Annotated in this window: 16 protein-coding genes and 1 tRNA gene; 11 read left to right on the forward strand and 6 right to left on the reverse strand. The window is 66.6% G+C overall.

Annotated elements, in window-relative coordinates; genetic code table 11:
- Positions 1–196 precede the first annotated feature (196 nt).
- A complete protein-coding gene (locus EAO27_RS20445) occupies positions 197–856 on the reverse strand; it encodes an outer membrane lipoprotein carrier protein LolA (RefSeq protein ID WP_242774869.1) in 660 nt (219 codons plus the stop codon).
- A gap of 121 nt (positions 857–977) precedes the next feature.
- Positions 978–3296: a DNA translocase FtsK 4TM domain-containing protein gene (locus EAO27_RS20450; RefSeq protein WP_242774897.1), complete on the reverse strand. Its 2319-nt coding sequence runs from the start codon at positions 3294–3296 to the stop codon at positions 978–980.
- A 419-nt stretch (positions 3297–3715) separates the two neighbouring features.
- Here EAO27_RS20450 and EAO27_RS20455 point away from each other — a divergent pair, with 419 nt between their 5' ends.
- Positions 3716–4945 (forward strand): UbiH/UbiF/VisC/COQ6 family ubiquinone biosynthesis hydroxylase, encoded by a 1230-nt coding sequence (locus EAO27_RS20455; protein ID WP_242774900.1) that lies wholly within the window; start codon positions 3716–3718, stop codon positions 4943–4945.
- A gap of 268 nt (positions 4946–5213) precedes the next feature.
- Here the strand turns inward: EAO27_RS20455 and EAO27_RS20460 are convergent, their stop codons facing one another.
- Together EAO27_RS20460 and EAO27_RS20465 are read right to left on the reverse strand one after the other, a co-directional pair.
- Positions 5214–5864 (reverse strand): LON peptidase substrate-binding domain-containing protein, encoded by a 651-nt coding sequence (locus tag EAO27_RS20460; RefSeq protein ID WP_242774912.1) that lies wholly within the window; start codon positions 5862–5864, stop codon positions 5214–5216.
- Positions 5864–6775 carry a tetratricopeptide repeat protein gene (locus tag EAO27_RS20465; protein WP_242774915.1) on the reverse strand — a complete coding sequence of 304 codons (912 nt, stop codon included), beginning with the start codon at positions 6773–6775 and terminating at the stop codon, positions 5864–5866. The genes EAO27_RS20460 and EAO27_RS20465 overlap by 1 nt, the downstream gene beginning before the upstream one ends.
- 193 nt (positions 6776–6968) lie before the next feature.
- Between EAO27_RS20465 and EAO27_RS20470 the strand changes: the two genes are divergently transcribed.
- The 9 genes from EAO27_RS20470 to EAO27_RS20510 all read left to right on the forward strand — a co-directional run bounded on the left by EAO27_RS20470 (position 6969) and on the right by EAO27_RS20510 (position 13879).
- Positions 6969–7043 (forward strand) — tRNA-Gly (locus EAO27_RS20470).
- Between the two features lie 254 nt (positions 7044–7297).
- Positions 7298–8062, forward strand: a complete 765-nt coding sequence (locus EAO27_RS20475) for an SDR family oxidoreductase (RefSeq protein ID WP_242774918.1) — start codon at positions 7298–7300, stop codon at positions 8060–8062.
- A 10-nt stretch (positions 8063–8072) separates the two neighbouring features.
- Positions 8073–8720 (forward strand): glutathione S-transferase family protein, encoded by a 648-nt coding sequence (locus tag EAO27_RS20480; RefSeq protein ID WP_242774921.1) that lies wholly within the window; start codon positions 8073–8075, stop codon positions 8718–8720.
- Positions 8717–9697: a thiamine pyrophosphate-dependent dehydrogenase E1 component subunit alpha gene (locus tag EAO27_RS20485; RefSeq protein WP_242774924.1), complete on the forward strand. Its 981-nt coding sequence runs from the start codon at positions 8717–8719 to the stop codon at positions 9695–9697. Before EAO27_RS20480 ends, EAO27_RS20485 begins: the two co-directional genes overlap by 4 nt.
- A complete protein-coding gene (locus EAO27_RS20490) occupies positions 9694–10686 on the forward strand; it encodes an alpha-ketoacid dehydrogenase subunit beta (protein WP_242774927.1) in 993 nt (330 codons plus the stop codon). Before EAO27_RS20485 ends, EAO27_RS20490 begins: the two co-directional genes overlap by 4 nt.
- A 4-nt stretch (positions 10687–10690) precedes the next feature.
- Positions 10691–10921 (forward strand): biotin/lipoyl-containing protein, encoded by a 231-nt coding sequence (locus EAO27_RS20495; RefSeq protein ID WP_056372846.1) that lies wholly within the window; start codon positions 10691–10693, stop codon positions 10919–10921.
- A complete protein-coding gene (locus EAO27_RS20500; protein ID WP_242774930.1) occupies positions 10918–11310 on the forward strand; it encodes a nuclear transport factor 2 family protein in 393 nt (130 codons plus the stop codon). Before EAO27_RS20495 ends, EAO27_RS20500 begins: the two co-directional genes overlap by 4 nt.
- A gap of 2 nt (positions 11311–11312) precedes the next feature.
- Complete coding sequence (locus EAO27_RS20505; protein WP_242774958.1) at positions 11313–12962, forward strand: FAD-dependent oxidoreductase; 1650 nt, start codon at positions 11313–11315, stop codon at positions 12960–12962.
- Positions 12959–13879 (forward strand): NmrA family NAD(P)-binding protein, encoded by a 921-nt coding sequence (locus tag EAO27_RS20510; protein WP_242774972.1) that lies wholly within the window; start codon positions 12959–12961, stop codon positions 13877–13879. The genes EAO27_RS20505 and EAO27_RS20510 overlap by 4 nt, the downstream gene beginning before the upstream one ends.
- Positions 13880–14302: 423 nt before the next feature.
- On the opposite strand, the gene EAO27_RS20515 is transcribed toward EAO27_RS20510, so the two are convergent.
- Together EAO27_RS20515 and EAO27_RS20520 are read right to left on the reverse strand one after the other, a co-directional pair.
- Positions 14303–15727 (reverse strand): aromatic ring-hydroxylating dioxygenase subunit alpha, encoded by a 1425-nt coding sequence (locus tag EAO27_RS20515; RefSeq protein WP_242774975.1) that lies wholly within the window; start codon positions 15725–15727, stop codon positions 14303–14305.
- A gap of 17 nt (positions 15728–15744) precedes the next feature.
- Positions 15745–16974, reverse strand: a complete 1230-nt coding sequence (locus tag EAO27_RS20520) for an SRPBCC family protein (RefSeq protein ID WP_242775003.1) — start codon at positions 16972–16974, stop codon at positions 15745–15747.
- Between the two features lie 101 nt (positions 16975–17075).
- On the opposite strand from EAO27_RS20520, the gene EAO27_RS20525 reads away from it, so the two are divergent.
- Positions 17076–17612 (forward strand): VOC family protein, encoded by a 537-nt coding sequence (locus tag EAO27_RS20525; protein WP_242775006.1) that lies wholly within the window; start codon positions 17076–17078, stop codon positions 17610–17612.
- Positions 17613–17696 lie beyond the last annotated feature (84 nt).

The raw sequence follows: 17696 nt of genomic DNA on the forward strand, positions 1-17696 counted from the left end.
AGAACCGGGGGCCGTGTTGGCGCCTTCGAGAACCCAAATAGACGCCTTTCCCTGTCGCCAAGCTGAACGAAAATGCCGGGCTTTTGGCGGCTTTTGCAGTTCGTCGATGCTGAACGACGGTTGGTCCGAAAAAAAGGCGCCGAATCCGCGGAGCGGGATCCGGCGCCGGATATTGCGGCGGTTCGGGCGGGCGGCGTCAGCCGCCGCGCCCCCGCTGGCGCGGCCGCGGATCGGTCCATTTGAACGCCGATTCGGCGACCGCGACGTTGAATTTCTGGTTGCTCAGGTCGATGCGCGTCCGGTTGTTCTGCGAATCGAGCGCGACCCAGCCGCGCAGGCGGAGACCCGCTGGCGCGGCGCCGTCGCGGACGAACACCATGGTGATCGTGCCATATTCGGGGCGCTTGGGGTCCTTGACCTCGACGCTCACCACCTCGTCGCTGCCGGTCGGCACGACCCTGGCATATTTGGTCAGATCGCGATCGGGATCGAGCAGCGCGCCGAGCGGGGAGTTCTTCACCGGCCAGCGCTGCACCTGCTTGACCTCGTAATCGATCATCGTCAGCGCGCTGCCGTCGCCGACGATCAGCAACGGCACGCCCTTCTGATATTGGAAACGGATCTTGCCGGGGCGCTTCAGAGTCAGCTGGCCCGACAGGCGCTGGCCGTTGCGGTCGGTCTGGACGAAGTCGGCGGTCATCGAGCTTGTTGCCTTGAGGTGCGATTGCACCGACGTCAGCGTATTCGCCGACTGGGCGATCGCCGGCGCGCCGGCCGCCAGCACCGCGGCGGCGGCTGGGACGAGCGCCAGCGCGGCGGCGCGCGTCAGCGTCAGGCGGGGGAAGGTCAGGGTCATAAGGCTCTCATTCTGTTCCATCGGTGGCCGAAGCCCTGCCAGCGGAGCGTTGAACCCGCCGTGAACCCGGCCGTTAGATGCTGTTCAAGTCGCGAGGCGGGCTTTGGTTCCGCTGCTCCGTTCAGCGCTGTTGCCCATATTGGTCGGTCAGCACGTCGCGGCGGCCGACATGATTGGGCGGGCTGACGAGGCCTTCTTCCTCCATGCGCTCGATCAGCCGCGCCGCGCTGTTGTAACCGATGCGGAGCTGGCGTTGCAGCCAGCTCGTCGACGCCTTCTGGCTCTCGACGACGATCTGGCACGCCTTGGCATAGATGCGGTCCTCGGCGCTGTCGCCGCCCGCGGGGGCGCCTTCCATCGCAAAGCCGCCGTCTTCGGGTTCCTCGGTCACGCTCTCGATATAGTCGGGCTGGCCCTGGCCGCGCCAATGATCGGCAACGAGGCGCACCTCGTCGTCCGAGACGAAGGGGCCATGGATGCGCGTGATCTGCTTGCCGCCGGGGACGTAGAGCATGTCGCCCTTGCCGAGCAGCTGCTCCGCCCCCGCCTCGCCCAGGATCGTGCGGCTGTCGATCTTCGACGTGACGTTGAAGCTGATGCGCGTCGGCAGGTTCGCCTTGATGACGCCGGTGATGACGTCGACCGACGGGCGCTGCGTCGCGAGGATCAGGTGGATGCCCGCCGCGCGCGCCTTTTGCGCGAGCCGCTGGATCAGGAATTCGACCTCCTTGCCCGCGGTCATCATCAGGTCGGCGAGCTCGTCGACCACCACGACGATCTGCGGCAGCGGCTGATAGTCGAGCGTCTCCTCCTCATAGACCGGCTGGCCGGTATCGGGGTCGTAGCCCGTCTGGACGCGGCGTCCGAGCGACTTGCCCTTGGCGAGCGCGCCGCGGACCTTGTCGTTGTAGCCGGCGAGGTTGCGCACCGACAGCGACGACATCATCCGGTAGCGGTCCTCCATCTGCTCGACCGCCCATTTGAGCGCGCGAATCGCCTTCTTGGGCTCGGTCACCACGGGGGCGAGCAGGTGCGGAATGCCGTCATAGACGCTGAGTTCCAGCATCTTGGGATCGATCATGATCATCTTCACCTGGTCGGGACCGAGGCGATAGAGCAGCGACAGGATCATCGCGTTGAGCCCGACCGACTTGCCCGAACCGGTGGTGCCCGCGATCAGGAGGTGCGGCATCGGCGCAAGGTCGGCGATGACCGGGTCGCCGCTGATATTCTTGCCGAGGATGATTGGGAGCGCGCCGGTCTGTTCCTGGAACAGCGCGCTGCCGATCATTTCGGACAGGACGACCGATTCGCGGACCGCGTTGGGCAGTTCGATGCCGATCACGGTGCGCCCCGGGATCGGTGCGATGCGCGCCGACAGCGCCGACATGTTGCGCGCGATATCGTCGGCAAGGTTCGACACGCGGCTCGCCTTGGTGCCCGGCGCGGGTTCGAGTTCGTACATCGTCACGACGGGGCCGGGGCGCACCGCGGTGATCACGCCCTTGACCTGGAAATCCTCGAGCACCGATTCGAGCAGGCGCGCGTTGCGTTCGAGCCCGGCCTTGTCGATCTGTCCGGTCGGCGCCGGCGGCGGCGGTGCGAGCAGGTCGATCGACGGCATCTGGTAATTGGTGAACAGCTCGGTCTGCGGCTTGGGGCGCGGCTTCGACGGCGCGGCCCGCTCGGCGGGATCGGCGATCTCGGGCGGTGCGCGGTCGCTCGGCTCGGCGCGGGCGCGCGGGCGGATGACGCGGCCCATCAGCGATGGCGCCTTCTCGTCCCTGGGCGCGGCGGGCGCCGGGGGCGGGGCAAGGACGCGCCCGCGCTCGGCGGCGGGAAGCCGGAGGCGCGTCCACCAGCCGGGCCCGAGCCGCAGCGCGCGCCACGCGAACCACAGCCCGACGCCGATGAGCAGCAGGATCGCCGCGACGCGGATCAGCGCCGCGGCGGGCTCGCCGGCGCGGTCGAACAGCGGGTCGATCGCGCCACCGACGACGAGCGCGATGATCCCGCCGAGCCCCGCGGGCAGCGCGGCATTGCTGTCGGAGGCCCAGAGCTGCGCGCCGAGCCCGACGAGCAGCACGCCGCCGAAGGCGAAGGCGAGCTGGCGCTTCCAATAGGGTTGGGGTTCGGTGGTCCAGAGCCGCCACGCGATCACGCCGAGCAGCGGCAGGAGCAGCGCGACCGGCACCCCGCCGACGAACAGCAACAGGTCGGCGAACCACGCGCCGGCGCCGCCCATCCAGTTGGCGGGCGCGCCGCCGGCGGCCGTGTGGATCGCAGCGTCGGTGCCGTCGTGGGTCAGCAGCGCGAGTGTGAGGAACAGCGTGAAGGCGCCGAGCGCCACCGCCGCGGCGATGACGAGCGACCGCGCGATGCTCGCCCGGAAAAGGGTTCGCCAATCGGCCTTCGCGGCGACGGGCTTGCGGCTGGCCATGCTGAAATCGATCCCCTCTGGATTAACCAAGGCGATATGCACGTGGGGGTGACTCGCCGTCAAGCAGACCTCGGCAGTCCATCGGAGCGCGCCACATCATTCCGAAGGTCACAAAGGTCACGCTACGTACCCATCTTCTGGCCCATCTTCTGGCCCCTCTTCTGCCCCCTCTTCCGGCTCTGCCTTGCCGTTCGCGGCGAGGCGCGCCGTCCAGGGCGTGGTGCGAAACAAGGGGCAAGCGCGATGCAACATGGGGCGACGCTATTCGACCGAAATAATATAGGACAGCGCTTTTTCGGGGGGCCGCTGGCTGAAGGTCTGGCGTCGATGGACATGGCCGTTTCGTCATGCCGGTCCCGTCCTCGGCGACGATCGGGAACGTCTTCCCTTCGACCGGGAAAATGGTCTAGGGCCGCGATATGAGCGATATCCAGCGCAGCGACGTCCTGATCTCCGGCGGCGGCCTTGTCGGGCAGACGCTTGCCCTTGCGCTCGCGCACCACGGCCTGTCCAGCATCATCGTCGACCCCGCCGACCCGGTCTCGACGATCGCCCCCGGTTTCGACGGGCGTGCCTCCGCCATCGCCAGCGCGGTCTGGCAGATGTTCGACGTGATCGGCATCGCGGGCCGGCTCGCGGGCCATGGCTGCCCGATTCGCGCGATCAAGGTCAGCGATGGCGGGCAGACGGGCGAACTTGATTTCGAAACCGCCGAAGACGCGCCGCCGCTCGGCACGATGGTCGAAAACCGCCAGCTTCGCATCGCGCTGCGCGACGCGCTGGCCGACGCGCCGCTGATCAACCTGATCGCGCCGGCCAAGGTCACCGACCGGCGGGTCGATGCGCATGGCGTCACGCTGACGCTCGCCGACGGCACGCGGCTCGCCGCGCCGCTGCTGATCGTCGCCGAGGGGCGTCGCTCGCCGACGCGCGACGCGGCAGGCTTCACGATCGCGGGCTGGTCGTACCATCATCATGCGATGATCGGCGCGGTCGCGCACGAAAGGCCGCACGGCCATGTCGCGCACGAGATTTTCTTCCCCGCGGGTCCCTTCGCGCTGCTCCCGCTCGTCGACGACGAACAGGGGCGGCATCGTTCGGCCTTCGTCTGGACGGTGAGCGAAAAGGAAGGTCCGGCCTTCGCCAAGCTCGGCGACCGCGGGTTCGTCGCCGAACTCGAAAAGCGCGCGGGCGGGATTCTCGGCGCGATGGAGCTGGTCGCGCCGCGCATGACCTATCCGCTCGGTTTCCATCACAGCGCGAAGATCGTGACCGACCGCATCGTGCTGGTCGGCGATGCGGCGCACGGCATCCATCCGATCGCCGGACAGGGGCTCAACCTCGGGCTGCGCGATGTCGCGGCGCTGACCGAGGTGCTCGTCGACGGCGCGCGGTTCGGGCTCGACCTCGGCGATGCGGCGCTGCTCGCGCGCTACCAGCGCTGGCGCGGGCTCGACAATCTGATGGTCAGCCTCGCGACCGACGGGCTCACCCGCCTCTTCGGCATCCCGGGCCGGACCGCGTCGGCGGTGCGCCGCGCCGGGCTCGGCGCGGTGCAGCGGCTGCCGATGCTCAAGCGCTTCTTCATGGACGAAGCGCGCGGCGAGGCCGGCGACCTGCCGCGGCTGCTCGCCGGCGCGGAAATCTAGAGCGGCGTGCGTTTAATATGAACCGTTCGCCCTGAGCCTGTCGAAGCCTGTCCTGAGCGCCTGCCTTTGCAGGCAGTCGAAGGGGGCCGTCCTTTCTTTCAACGGCGAAGGAAGAAGAACGGTGCTTCGACAAGGCTCTCCTGAGCGCCTGCAAGGCAGTCGAAGGGCTCAGCACAAACGGGCCTGAGGGATGATGCGAATTTAACGCTCGATGCTCTAGAGCCGAACCGCGACCTCCGCCGCGGCGCGGCTTCGGGTCATTGCCCGGTCACTGGAGCGTCGCGCGCCCATCGTCGCCGTCGAAGCGGCCGAAAAACTGCATCATCTGCACGACCAGTTCGGCGCGCGCGTCGATCGAGGCCGCCTCGAGCAGCGCCTGTTTCGCCGCCGCGTCGAAGGGGGCGACCTGCGCGATTCCGTTGACCAGCGTCGCATCGTCGAGCTGTCCGACCGCGTTCCAGTCGACGACATAACCCTGCCGTTCGGCAAAGCGCTTCGCTTCGCGTTCGAGGCTGGCGCGCTCGATTCCCGACAGCACCGCTGCATCCTCGCGCTCGGGGGCGATTTCGGCCTCGACCTGGCGAAAGGGCGTCGTGACGTCGAGTTCGCGGCGCACGCGAAAGCGCGCGGTTCCCTCCAGCACCAGATTGAAACGCCCGTCGTCGAGCGCTTCGATGTCGACGATCTTGCCGATGCAGCCGATGTCGTAAAGCGCCGGCGGTTCGCGATCCTCCTCGCCCGCCAGCACGCGCGGCTGGATCATCCCGATCTGCCGGTCGCGCGCGAGCACCTCCTGCACCATCGCCCGATAGCGCGGCTCGAAGATATGCAGCGGCAGATGCAGCCCCGGGAACAGCACCGCGCCGGGCAGCGGAAAGATCGCGATCCGCTGGATGGTCAGGGGCGCGTCTTCGGTCATCAGCCGAACAGGATCAGCGACAGGCGGCGGCGCTGGGCCGCGACCCACGGATCCTCCAGCCCCACCGCCTCGAACAGCGACAGCAGCTTGGCGCGTGCGGCGCCGTCGTTCCACTCGCGGTCGGCCGCGACGATATGGAGCAGATTGTCCGCCGCGGCGTCGCGCTGGCCGGCACCGATCTGTGCCGCGGCAAGGTCGAGCCGCGCCTGATGATCGTCGGGATTCGCGGCGACCGCGGCTTCGAACCCCGCCAGTTCGCCCGCATCGGGGGCGTCGGCGGCGAGCGCGAGCGCGCTCTTCGCCTGCGCGATCGCGGCATCGTTCGCCATCTCGGGGGGCAGCGCGTCGAGCACCGCCTGCGCGCCTTCGGTGTCGCCGGCGAGCAGCATCGCGCGAATCAGGCCGCCGTGCGCCGCGGCATTGTCGGGCGCGATCTCGACGATCTGGCCAAAGATGCCCGCCGCGCGCGGGCCGTCGCCTTCGGCGAGCACCGATTCGCCCATTTCGAGCAGCGGTGCGATCTCGACCGCGCGCGCGCTGGCCTCGCTTTCGACGGGCAGTTGCGCGAGCAACTGGTCGAGCATCGCCTTGAGCTGGCTCTCGCTGCGCGCATTGGTCAGGTTCGCGACCGGCTGGCCCTGGAAGATGGCATAGACGGTCGGGATCGACTGGACCTGGAACTGGCCCGCGATGAAGCGATTCGCATCGACGTCGATCTTCGCGAGCACGACGCCCTTGTCGGCATAATCGGCCGCGACCTTTTCGAGCACGGGGGCGAGCTGCTTGCACGGCCCGCACCATTCGGCCCAGAAATCGAGGATGACGATCTTGGTCATCGACGGTTCGACGACATCGCGACGGAAGGCTTCGACGGCTTCCTTTTCCTGCGGGTTCAGACCCAGAGTGGCCACGGGTTGGTTGCTCCTGTTGAGGTGGGCGCTTCCGGCGCGGGCCGGAAAGCTCTTTTTGTCGCCTGCTTATGTGGGAATTCCGGCCGATATGCCAACCCTTCGAGAAAATGCACAAACAGGGCTTGCCGACTCCGAAAGCCGGTGCTAATCGCCCGCCTCACCCGCTGGGAACCACCCGTTTCCAGCCGCCAGAGCGGGCGTAGCTCAGGGGTAGAGCACAACCTTGCCAAGGTTGGGGTCGAGGGTTCGAATCCCTTCGCCCGCTCCAGTTTTCGAAAATCGACGAAAGGCCGCGACCAATCCTCGTCGCGATCGAATCGTGCGGGCGTCGGCCCTTCAAACCCGTACGACATCCCCGTCGTTGGCCGACCATCTGTTGCAATTCGCCGTTCCTGCGGTGCGGTGGCTGGAATGGAGGCAGGAGGCGGACGGGGCAGCCCGGCCGCCGCTCCCATTTTTGCTGATGTCGCGGTGCTGATGGGCACGATAGTCTCCTCTTCAAAATGACATGAGGAGGATGCGATGGATCTGGGTCTGGCCGGCAAGAAGGTCATCATGAACGGCGGCGCGCACGGGCTGGGGCTGGCGTCGCTCAAGATTTTCGCGGCCGAAGGCGCCGATGTGGCGTTTTTTTCGCGCGATGCCGAAAAGGTCGCGGCGGCGGTCGCGGCGATCGACGCCGCCGGGCCGGGCAAGGTGCTGGGCGAACAGTTCGACATGACGGGCAATCCCGACGGTTATCGCGAATGGCTGGAAAAGGCGCGCGATGCGCTCGGCGGCTGCGACATCTTCATCCACACCGCGAGCTCGTCGGGGCAGGGCGCGACGGGCGACTGGCAGCGCGGACTCGACATGGATATCATGGGCGCGGTGCACGGGGTCGAGGTGCTGACCGAGGCGCTGGCGGCGTCGGGGTCGGGATCGATCATCTTCATGTCGTCGACCGCGGCGGTCGAGACCTTCATCGTTCCGCAGGCGTTCAACGCACTCAAGGCGGCGCTGATCACCTATGGTTCGCAGCTGAGCCAGGCGCTCGCGGCGCAGAATATCCGCGTCAATATCGTCTCGCCCGGCGCGATCTATTATCCCGGCGGCAATTGGGAGACGATCAGGTCGGCGGTGCCGCCGCTCTATGAAGCCACGCTCGCGCAGATGCCGATGGGGCGCTTCGGCGAGCCCGAGGAGGTCGCGAAGGGTATCGTGTTCATGGCCTCGCCCGCCTGTCCGTACATGACCGGCGCGCATCTCGTCATCGATGGCGGTTTCACCAAGCGCGTCCAGTTCTAGGCCGCGCGCGATGAAGCTCTACCAGTCGCTCGGCCCCAATCCGCGCGTGGTGCTGATGTATCTCGCCGAGACCGGAATCGCGGTCGATCACCGGTTCGTCGACATCATGACGGCCGAGAACCGCCAGCCCGGTTTCCGTGCCAAAAGTCCGCTCGGGCACACCCCGTTGCTCGAGCTCGACGACGGTCGCTGCATCGCCGAAAGCCTCGCGATCTGCGAATATCTGGGCGAGGTGCTGGGCGGACATGCGCTGCTCGGCGCGACGGCGGAGGAGCGGGCCAGAACGCGGATGCTGGTGCGGATCGTCGACCAGCTCGTCGTCGTGCCGATGACCGCGGGCTTCCGCGGTGCCGAGGGACTGCCGATGTTCGAGAGCCGGGTGCTCTGCCTGCCCGATGCGGCCGCCGACCTGAAGCGGCTGGCGGCCGACGGACTGGTGCAAATCGACCGGATCGTCGGGGCGGGGCCGTGGCTTGCCGGCGATCGGTTCAGCCTCGCCGACGTTCTGCTTTATTGCTTCGTCGAGTTCGGCGCGATGGTCGGGCAGCCGCCGGATCCCGCGCTCGCCAACCTTGTCGCCTGGCAGGGCCGCGTCGCGGCGCGCCCCAGCGCCGCTGCCAGCGCCAACCCCCAATATGGCATCGGAGAGCCTGCATGACCGAGACGACGATCGACCGCGACAAGCTGCGCGATATCTATACCCGCACGATGCGCGTCGCGCGCGCCGACGAGAAATTCCGTTCGCTGCTGATGACCGGCAAACTCGCGGTCATCTATTATACGGTGCGCGGGCAGGAACTGGTCTCGGCGGCGGCGATGGCGGCGCTCGAACCCAGCGACTATCTGGTCACCACCTATCGCGGCCAGCACGACCAGATCGCCAAGGGCGTGCCGCTGAATCCGTTGTTTGCCGAGATTGCGGGCAAGGTCGACGGCACCTGTCGCGGCAAGGGCGGGTCGATGCACATCACCCATCCGGATTCGGGGGTGATGGTGACGACGGGCGTCGTCGGATCGGGATTGCCGATCGCCAACGGCCTCGCGCTGGCATCGCAGAACCGCGGCGACGGCAAGGTGACGATCGTCTGTTTCGGCGACGGCGCGACCAATATCGGCGCCTTTCACGAGGCGATGAATATGGCGCAGCTGTGGAAGCTGCCCGTGATCTTCCTCTGCCAGAACAACCGTTATGGCGAGCACACGGCGTTCGCCGACCATACCAAGGTCGATTCGATCGTCACCCGCGCCCGGGCCTACGGGATGGCGGGCGTGAAGGTCGACGGCAACGACGCGATCGCCATGTACAACACCACCAAGGCGGCCGTGGACCGCGCCCGCGCGGGCGAGGGGCCGACGCTGATCGAGGCGATGTGCTACCGCATGATGGGGCATTTCTTCGGATCGGACTTCTCCTATATGCCGAAGGAGCATCTCGCCGAGATGGCGGCGGAAGACCCGCTGCCGCGGCTGCGCCAGCTGATGCTCGATCACCAGTTCACCGAGGCCGAACTCGACGCGATCGTCGCCGACCTCGATGCGCAGATGGAGGCGGCTGCCGAGTTCGCCGCGAAGAGCCCGCTGCCGGGACCCGAGGAAATCCGCAAGGATGTCTTCGAAGAGGAGATTGCGGCATGAGCGCGCAGATCACGATGACGCAGGCGATCAACCGCGCGATCGACGAGGCGATGGCCGGGGACGAGGGCGTGATCCTGCTCGGCGAGGATGTCGCCGCGAAACAGGGTGGCGGGGTGTTCAAGATATCGTCGGGATTGACCGAGAAATATGGCGAGCACCGCATCCGCGCGACCCCGATTTCGGAACAGGCGATCGTCGGCGCATGCGTCGGCGCGGCGCTCGCGGGGTTCCGCCCGATCGCCGAGATCATGCTGATGAACTTCGTGACGGTCGCGATGGACCAGATCGTCAACCACGCCGCGAAGCTGCGCTTCATGTCGGGTGGACAGACGCATGTGCCGCTGGTCCTGCGCACCACGACCGGGGTCGGGGTCGGTTTCGGCGGGCAGCACAGCGACATGCTCGAGGCGTGGTTCGCGCATGTCCCGGGGCTGAAGATCGTTACCCCGTCGAACGCCGCCGACGCGCAGGGGCTGATGCGCGCCGCGATCGCGTGCAACGACCCGGTGATCTTCATCGAGAATATCCTTTGCTACGGGCTCAAATCCGACGATCCGGGGCCGGGTCATGTCGTACCGCTGGGCAAGGCGGCGGTCGCGCGCGAGGGCAGCGATTGCACGATCGTCACCTATGGCCGCACCGTGCTCGACGCGCTCGAAGTCGCAGGCAAGCTCGCGGATGAAGGGGTTTCGGTAGAGGTCATCGATCTCAGGACCATCGCCCCTTATGACGAGGCGACCGTCACCGCGTCGGTCGAAAAGACCGGGCGCGCGGTCGTGCTCCACGAGGCCGTGAAGCAGTACGGCACCGGCGCCGAGATCGCCTCGCGCCTCAACGAAAAACTCTTCGGCAAGCTCAAGGCGCCGGTCACGCGTATCGGCGGGGCCTTTTCCGCGGTGCCGATGGCGAACGCGCTCGAACAGGCGTGGATCCCAAACAAGGACGCGATCGCCGACGCGGTGCGGACCGCGATGAACTGGAAGGGCTGAGGCGATGGCCGAGGAATTGCGCATCCCCAAGATCGGCATGTCGGCGACCGAAATGACGCTCAACGAATGGATGTTCGGCGACGGCGAGCGCGTCGAGGTCGGCGACATCATCTACACCGTCGAGACCGACAAGACGACGGTCGAGATCGAGGCGCAGGTCGCGGGCACGATCCGCCCGACGGGGGTCGAGGGCGAGGTCTATCCGGTCGGCGCGCTCGTCGGCACGATCGAATGACGCCGCTCGAAGCCAGCAAGGCGATGTATGCCGAGGTTTCCAAGGGCAACTGGGCTGCGGTCGCCGACTATATGGCGGACAATTTCGTCATCCATGAACCCGCATCGCTGCCCTATGGCGGCGAATGGCGCGGGCGCGATGCGCTCCAGCGGCTGTACGCGCATGTGATGGGCTATTGGGAAGATCCCGTCGTCAAATGGCAGGAACTGGTCGGCGGCGAAACATACGCCGTCGCGTTGCTCCACTTCACGGTGACCGCAAAATCGAGCGGCAAGCGTTTCGAGACGCATATCGCCGAGGTCACCGAGTTCGACGACGCGGGCAAGATGGCGTCGATGCGCATCCATTATTTCGACACCGCGCATATGGTCGAGCAATTGAAGGCATAGAGATGAGCAAGGCGCCGCACGTCATCGTCCTCGGCACCGGCGGCGCGGGGCTCACTGCCGCCATTTCGGCGCACGAAGCCGGCGCGCGCGTCTCGCTGTTCGAAAAGGGCGATCAGGTCGGCGGGACGACCGCCTGGTCGGGCGGGATGATCTGGATCCCGAACAACCATCACGAAGCGGCCCTCGGCATCGAGGACAGCCGCGCCAAGGCGCTGACCTATCTGATGTCGATGTCGCACGGGCTGATGCAGCAGCCTCTGGTCGAAGCGTTCCTCGACCACGGACCCGAGATGGTCGCGTTCCTCGAAGCGAACACCCCGGTGCAGTTCCGGCCGATCCCCGAATTCCCCGATTATCATGCCGAATTTCCGGGCGGGATGCCGAACGGCGGCCGCTCGCTCGACTGCCCGCTCTATTCGTTCCACGAGCTTGGCGAGTGGGCGGACAAGGTGACCAAATCGCCCTATTATCCCTCGCCGCATTTCTCGATCTACGACACGCCGCTGGGGCAGGCGAAGCCGCAGCCGCTGGCACCCGAGGAGTTGCAGCGAAGGATCGACGGTGATTTGCGCGGGAGCGGTCAGGCGCTGGTGGGGCGGCTGCTGCGCGCGTGCCTCGATCGCGGGATCGAACCCAAGACCGGGCACCGCGCGGTGCGGTTGCTGATGGACGGGGGCCGCGTGGCGGGCGTGATGTTCGAGACCGCCGATGGCGAGGTCGAGGTTGCGGCCGATGCGGTGGTACTTGCGACGGGCGGGTTCGAATGGGACGCCGATCTGCTCCGCGCCTTCATCCGCGGGCCGCTGACGCACCCGCTCAGCCCGAAGACGAACACCGGCGACGGGCTCAAGATGGCGATGCGCGTCGGGGCGATGCTGGGCAACATGCGCGAGGCGTGGTGGATGCCCGTCGCCGAGGTGCCGGAAAGCGACTGCTCAATGGGCAAGACGCTCGTCGCGGGACAGCGCAGCCTGCCGCATTCGATCATGGTCAACCGCGCGGGGCAGCGCTTCACCAACGAGGCGGCGAATTACAACGCGATCGGCGCGGCGTTCCACGATCAGGACGTCAGCGCGTTCGACTATAAGAATCTGCCGTGCTGGCTGATCTTCGACCAGCGCTATATCGACCGCTTCGGTTTCGGCATGATCAGCGGCGAGCGCGGCGTCGCGCCACCGCAATGGGCGGCGCGCGCCGAAAGCCTGCCCGAACTGGCGGCGCGGCTCGGGATCGATGCCGATGCACTGGAGGCGACGGTTGCGCGCTTCAACGGCCATTGCGCGACCGGACGCGATCCCGATTTCGGGCGCGGCGATGCGGCGCACGACCAATGGTGGGGCGATCCCGACGGGCGCGGTTCGACCGCGGCGACATTGGGGCCGATCGGGCAGGGGCCCTTCTTCGCGATCGAGATCAAGAGCGGCGCGCTCGGCACCAAGGGCGGGCCGCAGACCGACGCCAACGCACAGGTGCTGAACGTCGACGGCGGGACGATCGCGGGGCTGTACGCCGCGGGCAATGTCATGGCCTCGGCGATGGGCATGACCTACGGCGGGCCGGGCGGGACGATTGCGCCGGGGATGGTGTTCGGCTTCCTCGCGGGCCGCCACGCCGCGCGCGTATCGGCGAAGCAACCGGAGGGTGCGGTATGAAGAAAGTCCTCGTTCTCGGCGCGCCGGCCGATCAGGGTATTCCGCTGGTCACGGCACTGAAGGCGCGGGGACTCGAACCGACCGCCGGGGTACGGCGGCCGGGCGCCATGGCGGCCACGCTGCATCCCGACGTCCCCGAGGTCGCGGCCGATCTGTACGACGTCGCCAGTCTGATCGCGGCGTTCAGCGGGCAGGATGCGCTGGCGATGCATTTGCCGTTCGAATTCGACCGCGCGCGCGCCGCGACGATGGGACGCAATATCGCCGAAGCGGCACGGCTCGCGGGGCTGAAGAAGATCGTTTTCAATACGAGCTGCTTCGTCGCCGACCGCGACTTGGACTTGTCGGCGCACGACGGGCGTCGCGATATCGAGCGCGCGATCCACGACAGCGGCGTACCCTATGCGATCATCGAGCCGATGGTGTTCATGGACAATATCACCCGCATCTGGTCGCGGCCGGCGATCGTGAACAGCGGGGTGTTCGCCTATCCGGCCGCCGAGACGCTGAAGATCAGCTGGGTCTGCCTCGAGGATGTCGCGGCCTATATGGTCTCGGCACTGCTCCACGAGGACCTGATCGCCGACCGCATCGCGGTGGGCGGCCCCGAGGCGCTGGTGGGCGCCGAGGTCGCCGAGCGATTGAGCGTCGCAACGGGCAAACCGGTGCGCTTCCAGAGCCTGTCGCCCGACGAATTCGCGGCGCGGATGAGCGAACTCGTCACGGGCTCGCGCGACGTGCAACCGGCGAGCATCTATGACGGGATGGCGAAATTCTACCGCTGGTACAACGACCAGCCGGTCTCGCCGGTCGCGCTCGATGCGGTGCCGGCGGCGCGGCTGCTCGGGGTGACGCCGACGTCGTTTGCCGAATGGGCGGCGCGGCAGGATTGGTCGCCGGTGAAGGTTCCGGCCTGATCGCCATGACGTCGGCTTTTGAGCGATTATGCCTTTTGCAACCCCACAGAATGACCATTTTCGAACGATTTCGGACCTTCCATCCCGTTTGCATCGAGCGAAGTCGAGATGCCCCTCGGCTTGGCGCCATCTCGATGGGTGTCTCGACTTCGCTCGACACGAACGGGAAGAGAAGCGTCTAGAATCGACCGGTTGCGGACGTTCAATCCTCCCTGTGGCGAAGCCATGGGGAGGGGGACCGCGCCCGCAGGGCGTGGTGGAGGGGCTGAAAGGTCGCGCGACGCCTGACGGCGTCGGCCCCTCCGTCAGCGCTTCGCGCTGCCACCTCCCCATCGCTGCGCGACAGGGAGGAGCGACCAGTCCGCTTCCCACCCCAATACCGGCATTCGTTCCATGCGTTTGCAAAAGAGACAATCACCCGTTTCAGGGCAATTGCCCGCCCATATATTTCCCCAGCGTGCGGTGGAAATGGCGGATGCGGCTTTCCTGATAATGGCCGAGCTCGATCACGCCGTTGGGGGAGGATTTCATCCCTTCCTGCACATAGGGGAGATTCTCCATGTCCTGGTCGAAAACCCCCGCGAGCGCGGCGCCGATCAGATGGCTGGCGCTGGCGAAGGGCTGATCGTCGGGGATCAGGTGCATCGGTGCCGACTTCGGCGCTTGCTCGCCCTTGGGCGTGCGCATCAGGATGCGGACTTCCATCAGGCAATGATCGGCGTCGCCCCACGGCCGCCAGCGATAGACGATGTTCGGCGTGAGACCGCCCCACGGCGCCCAGTTGGGAAAGACATTATAGGTGAAATTGTCGAGCATCTCGCTGTCGGTCGCGTCCGAATAATCATGCCCGTTCATCGCCGAAAAGGCGGCGCGGTTCGCCTCGGCGAGCACCTTGCGCGCGAGCATCGGGTCGTCGGCATCGAAACCCTTGAGGTCGTCGGCCGAGGCGGTGCTGCGCCGCGCACGGCTGTCGCCGCCGCCGATGAACTCCTCGAGCGACTTCAGGACATAGAATTGATCCTTGCCCTTGATGTGCGGCGACATCGCACCCGCCGGCGTGATCGCGCGGTTGAGGAAATCGCCGTACAAGTCGTAGCGCGTGTTCGCGTCGGCGGTGAAACCCAGGATCTGCGGGTGGGTGACGATGCTGTGCCACGCCTCCATGAAGGCCTCGGCCACCGCTTTCCAGTTGGCGGGGATGACGCGGCCGACCCATGCTCCGGTATGGCATTCATCGAGGCGCCAGTTGTCGAAATGCTCGACGCCGGGACCGACCCAGTCGCGAAAGCCCGGCAGGTCGTGGTTTTCGGTGACGAGAAGGAAGCCCTGCCAGCTTTCGACCTTGAGCTCGGGCAGGCGCATGTCCTTGTCTTCGAGATGCCTGAAGTCCCACGCGCACGGCGCTTCCTTGAAACGGCCGTCGTGATGCCAGGAAAAGCCGTGGAAGGGGCAGCGCAGGTTCACCGCGGGCCCGCTCTCGGTCCTGAGCTTGCGGCCGCGGTGGAGGCAGACGTTATAGAAGGCCTTGACCGACAGATCCTTCTGACGAACGAGCAAGATGCTCTTTTCGTTGATGTCATAGACCACGGTGTCGCCCGGGTTCGGCATATCCTCTTCGCGCGCCGCGAACTGCCAGATGTTCGGCCACATCTTTTCGCGTTCGAGCCGGGCCCAATCCTCGCTGACATAACGCTCGATCGCGATCGGTTCGTCGCCGAGTTCCTGATTGGATTCGGCGAACAGATAATCGGGGACGCGCCGCGTATCGGCGTTGAGCATGTCGGTGTAGCTCGTGCCGGGGCAGCGGTCGTCGCGGTGCTGGTCCTGGGGAGGCGAGAGGTCGTTCATCTGATACTCCGAATGGGTCAGGCGATCTGGTCGAGCGGCATCTTGCACGCCGCGGCGATCGAGCGGTGGACGCCGTGCAGCGCCGGCTCGTTCGCGCCGAGGACGACGTGAAAGTCGGCAGGCGCGGTCATCAGGTTCGCATAGCCGTTGCTGGCGACGCGATAATCCTCGGTCTGGACGACGGTGGCGGTCGCGTCATAGGCCATCTCGCACATCGCGCGATGCTGGTCATTTTCGACGCCGAAGGGAGCATAGACCGCGAACTGGCAGAACATCCTGCCCGCGCCGTCGGGAAAGAGCCGGAAGACCTGCGTAAAATAGACGCCGGGCGTCACCGCGCCAAAGAAGATGACGGTGTTGGGGAAAAGGAAATGGACCCCGCCATAGTCGGTCTCGGGCCATTCGCTCTCGTCCTTGCCGACCAGATTGCCGATCGACAGGTCGGGAAAGCTGACGCGGTGATGGCGCCCGATCGGTTCATAGACGTTGCGGTCGCTGTAATGCGTACCGCCGATCGTCGAGGCGTGGAGCATCTTGAAATGATAGCCCTCGCCGTAGGTGTCGAGCGCGAATTTCCAGTTCGATTCGGCGGTGAGGATGCCCTTTTTCACCGGCTCGGCGCGGTGGAGTTCGAGCTGCGCGAGTACGGGGCCGAAATCGCCGAGATGCGCCGCGGCGTCGATCGGCGCGCCCTCGGGATTGGCACGCACGAAGATCAGCCCGAGATGCTCGGCGCACGGCAGTTCGATCAGGTTCCGCGCGCCGATCTCGCAGTTCGCGAAGCCTTCCTTGCCCGGCTGCCCGACGAGTTGGCCCGCGGGATCGAAGGTCCAGGCGTGGAAGGGGCAGACGAGCCGCGGACGTGCGCCGCTCCACGGTTCCTTTTCCTCGACCAGCTTGGCGCCGCGGTGCGTGCACATGTTGAGGAAGGCGCGCGCGACGCCGTCCTTGCCGCGCGTGACGAGGATCGACGGGCCGACCGAGTCGAAGACGAGTGTGTCGCCGGTCTGGGGGATGTCGCCCGACAATCCCGCGACGATCGGTTCGTTCCGGAAGATATGCTCCATCTCGGCCGCGTTGCGGGCTTCGCTCATATAGATGGATTTGTGCAGCGGCAGCGGCGCCTCCGCCCGGTCGGTCCGGTTTTCGGACACGATCGCGACCAGTTTGCGCAGCCCGGTGCGCGCGTTGCGCTTGCGGACGGCGAACCAGTCCTGCGGCGCGATCTTCGGATCGGACTCGGCCATGGCATTCCCTCACATTTTGCCCAGTATGACTCCGGGCCTGATTGGACTTATCGCACAAAGGCAGGCGCTTGTGCGCTAGTGCTTTTGAGGGGGAGAGACCGATGGCCGGACCCGCGACGCTCGCATCGCTCGGCGATATCATGCAGCTGGCCTATGTGCCGTCGGACTTCGATGCCGCGGTGAAGCACTGGACCGGGGTGATGGGCGCGGGCCCCTTCTTCCTGCTGCCGAACGTGTCGCTCCCCGGCGGCCGCTATCGCGGCGAGGCGAGCGACCCCGTCTTCACCATGGCGCTCGGCTATTGGGGCGACCTGCAGATCGAGCTGATCCGGCCGGAGAATGACGCGCGGTCGATCTATCGCGGCGAATATGCGGTGGGCGAGGGGCTGCACCATGTGTGCGTGCTGGTCGACTCGATCGCCGAGGCGCGGGCGCGCTGCGCCGAGGTCGGCGCGGAGATCATCTTTGAAGCCCCGGTCGGCGACAAGGGCGGAGTGATCTATGCCGATCCCGGCACGGGACCGGGAACGCTGGTCGAGCTGCTCGAACCGCAGCCGGGCACGCGCGAACTGTTCGCGATGATGCGCGATGCGGCGAAGGACTGGGATGGGAGCGCGCCGCTGCGGTCGCTGGGGTAGGGACGCGGCTTATTGGTAAAACTTCGTCATTGCGAGCGGAGCGCAGCAATCTCCAGCTATCGACCCAGCTCTGGGCCGATGGCT

Origin of the sequence: Sphingopyxis sp. YF1, from assembly GCF_022701295.1 — a bacterium.
Classification (GTDB): domain Bacteria; phylum Pseudomonadota; class Alphaproteobacteria; order Sphingomonadales; family Sphingomonadaceae; genus Sphingopyxis.

What these genes read in the sequence shown, in the direction of transcription:
- EAO27_RS20445 (WP_242774869.1), bottom strand. Translation starts at nt 856, where the DNA reads ATGACCCTGACCTTCCCCCGCCTGACGCTGACGCGCGCCGCCGCGCTG.
- EAO27_RS20450 (WP_242774897.1), bottom strand. Translation starts at nt 3,296, where the DNA reads ATGGCCAGCCGCAAGCCCGTCGCCGCGAAGGCCGATTGGCGAACCCTT.
- EAO27_RS20455 (WP_242774900.1), top strand. Translation starts at nt 3,716, where the DNA reads ATGAGCGATATCCAGCGCAGCGACGTCCTGATCTCCGGCGGCGGCCTT.
- EAO27_RS20460 (WP_242774912.1), bottom strand. Translation starts at nt 5,864, where the DNA reads ATGACCGAAGACGCGCCCCTGACCATCCAGCGGATCGCGATCTTTCCG.
- EAO27_RS20475 (WP_242774918.1), top strand. Translation starts at nt 7,298, where the DNA reads ATGGATCTGGGTCTGGCCGGCAAGAAGGTCATCATGAACGGCGGCGCG.
- EAO27_RS20480 (WP_242774921.1), top strand. Translation starts at nt 8,073, where the DNA reads ATGAAGCTCTACCAGTCGCTCGGCCCCAATCCGCGCGTGGTGCTGATG.
- EAO27_RS20485 (WP_242774924.1), top strand. Translation starts at nt 8,717, where the DNA reads ATGACCGAGACGACGATCGACCGCGACAAGCTGCGCGATATCTATACC.
- EAO27_RS20490 (WP_242774927.1), top strand. Translation starts at nt 9,694, where the DNA reads ATGAGCGCGCAGATCACGATGACGCAGGCGATCAACCGCGCGATCGAC.
- EAO27_RS20495 (WP_056372846.1), top strand. Translation starts at nt 10,691, where the DNA reads ATGGCCGAGGAATTGCGCATCCCCAAGATCGGCATGTCGGCGACCGAA.
- EAO27_RS20500 (WP_242774930.1), top strand. Translation starts at nt 10,918, where the DNA reads ATGACGCCGCTCGAAGCCAGCAAGGCGATGTATGCCGAGGTTTCCAAG.
- EAO27_RS20505 (WP_242774958.1), top strand. Translation starts at nt 11,313, where the DNA reads ATGAGCAAGGCGCCGCACGTCATCGTCCTCGGCACCGGCGGCGCGGGG.
- EAO27_RS20510 (WP_242774972.1), top strand. Translation starts at nt 12,959, where the DNA reads ATGAAGAAAGTCCTCGTTCTCGGCGCGCCGGCCGATCAGGGTATTCCG.
- EAO27_RS20515 (WP_242774975.1), bottom strand. Translation starts at nt 15,727, where the DNA reads ATGAACGACCTCTCGCCTCCCCAGGACCAGCACCGCGACGACCGCTGC.
- EAO27_RS20520 (WP_242775003.1), bottom strand. Translation starts at nt 16,974, where the DNA reads ATGGCCGAGTCCGATCCGAAGATCGCGCCGCAGGACTGGTTCGCCGTC.
- EAO27_RS20525 (WP_242775006.1), top strand. Translation starts at nt 17,076, where the DNA reads ATGGCCGGACCCGCGACGCTCGCATCGCTCGGCGATATCATGCAGCTG.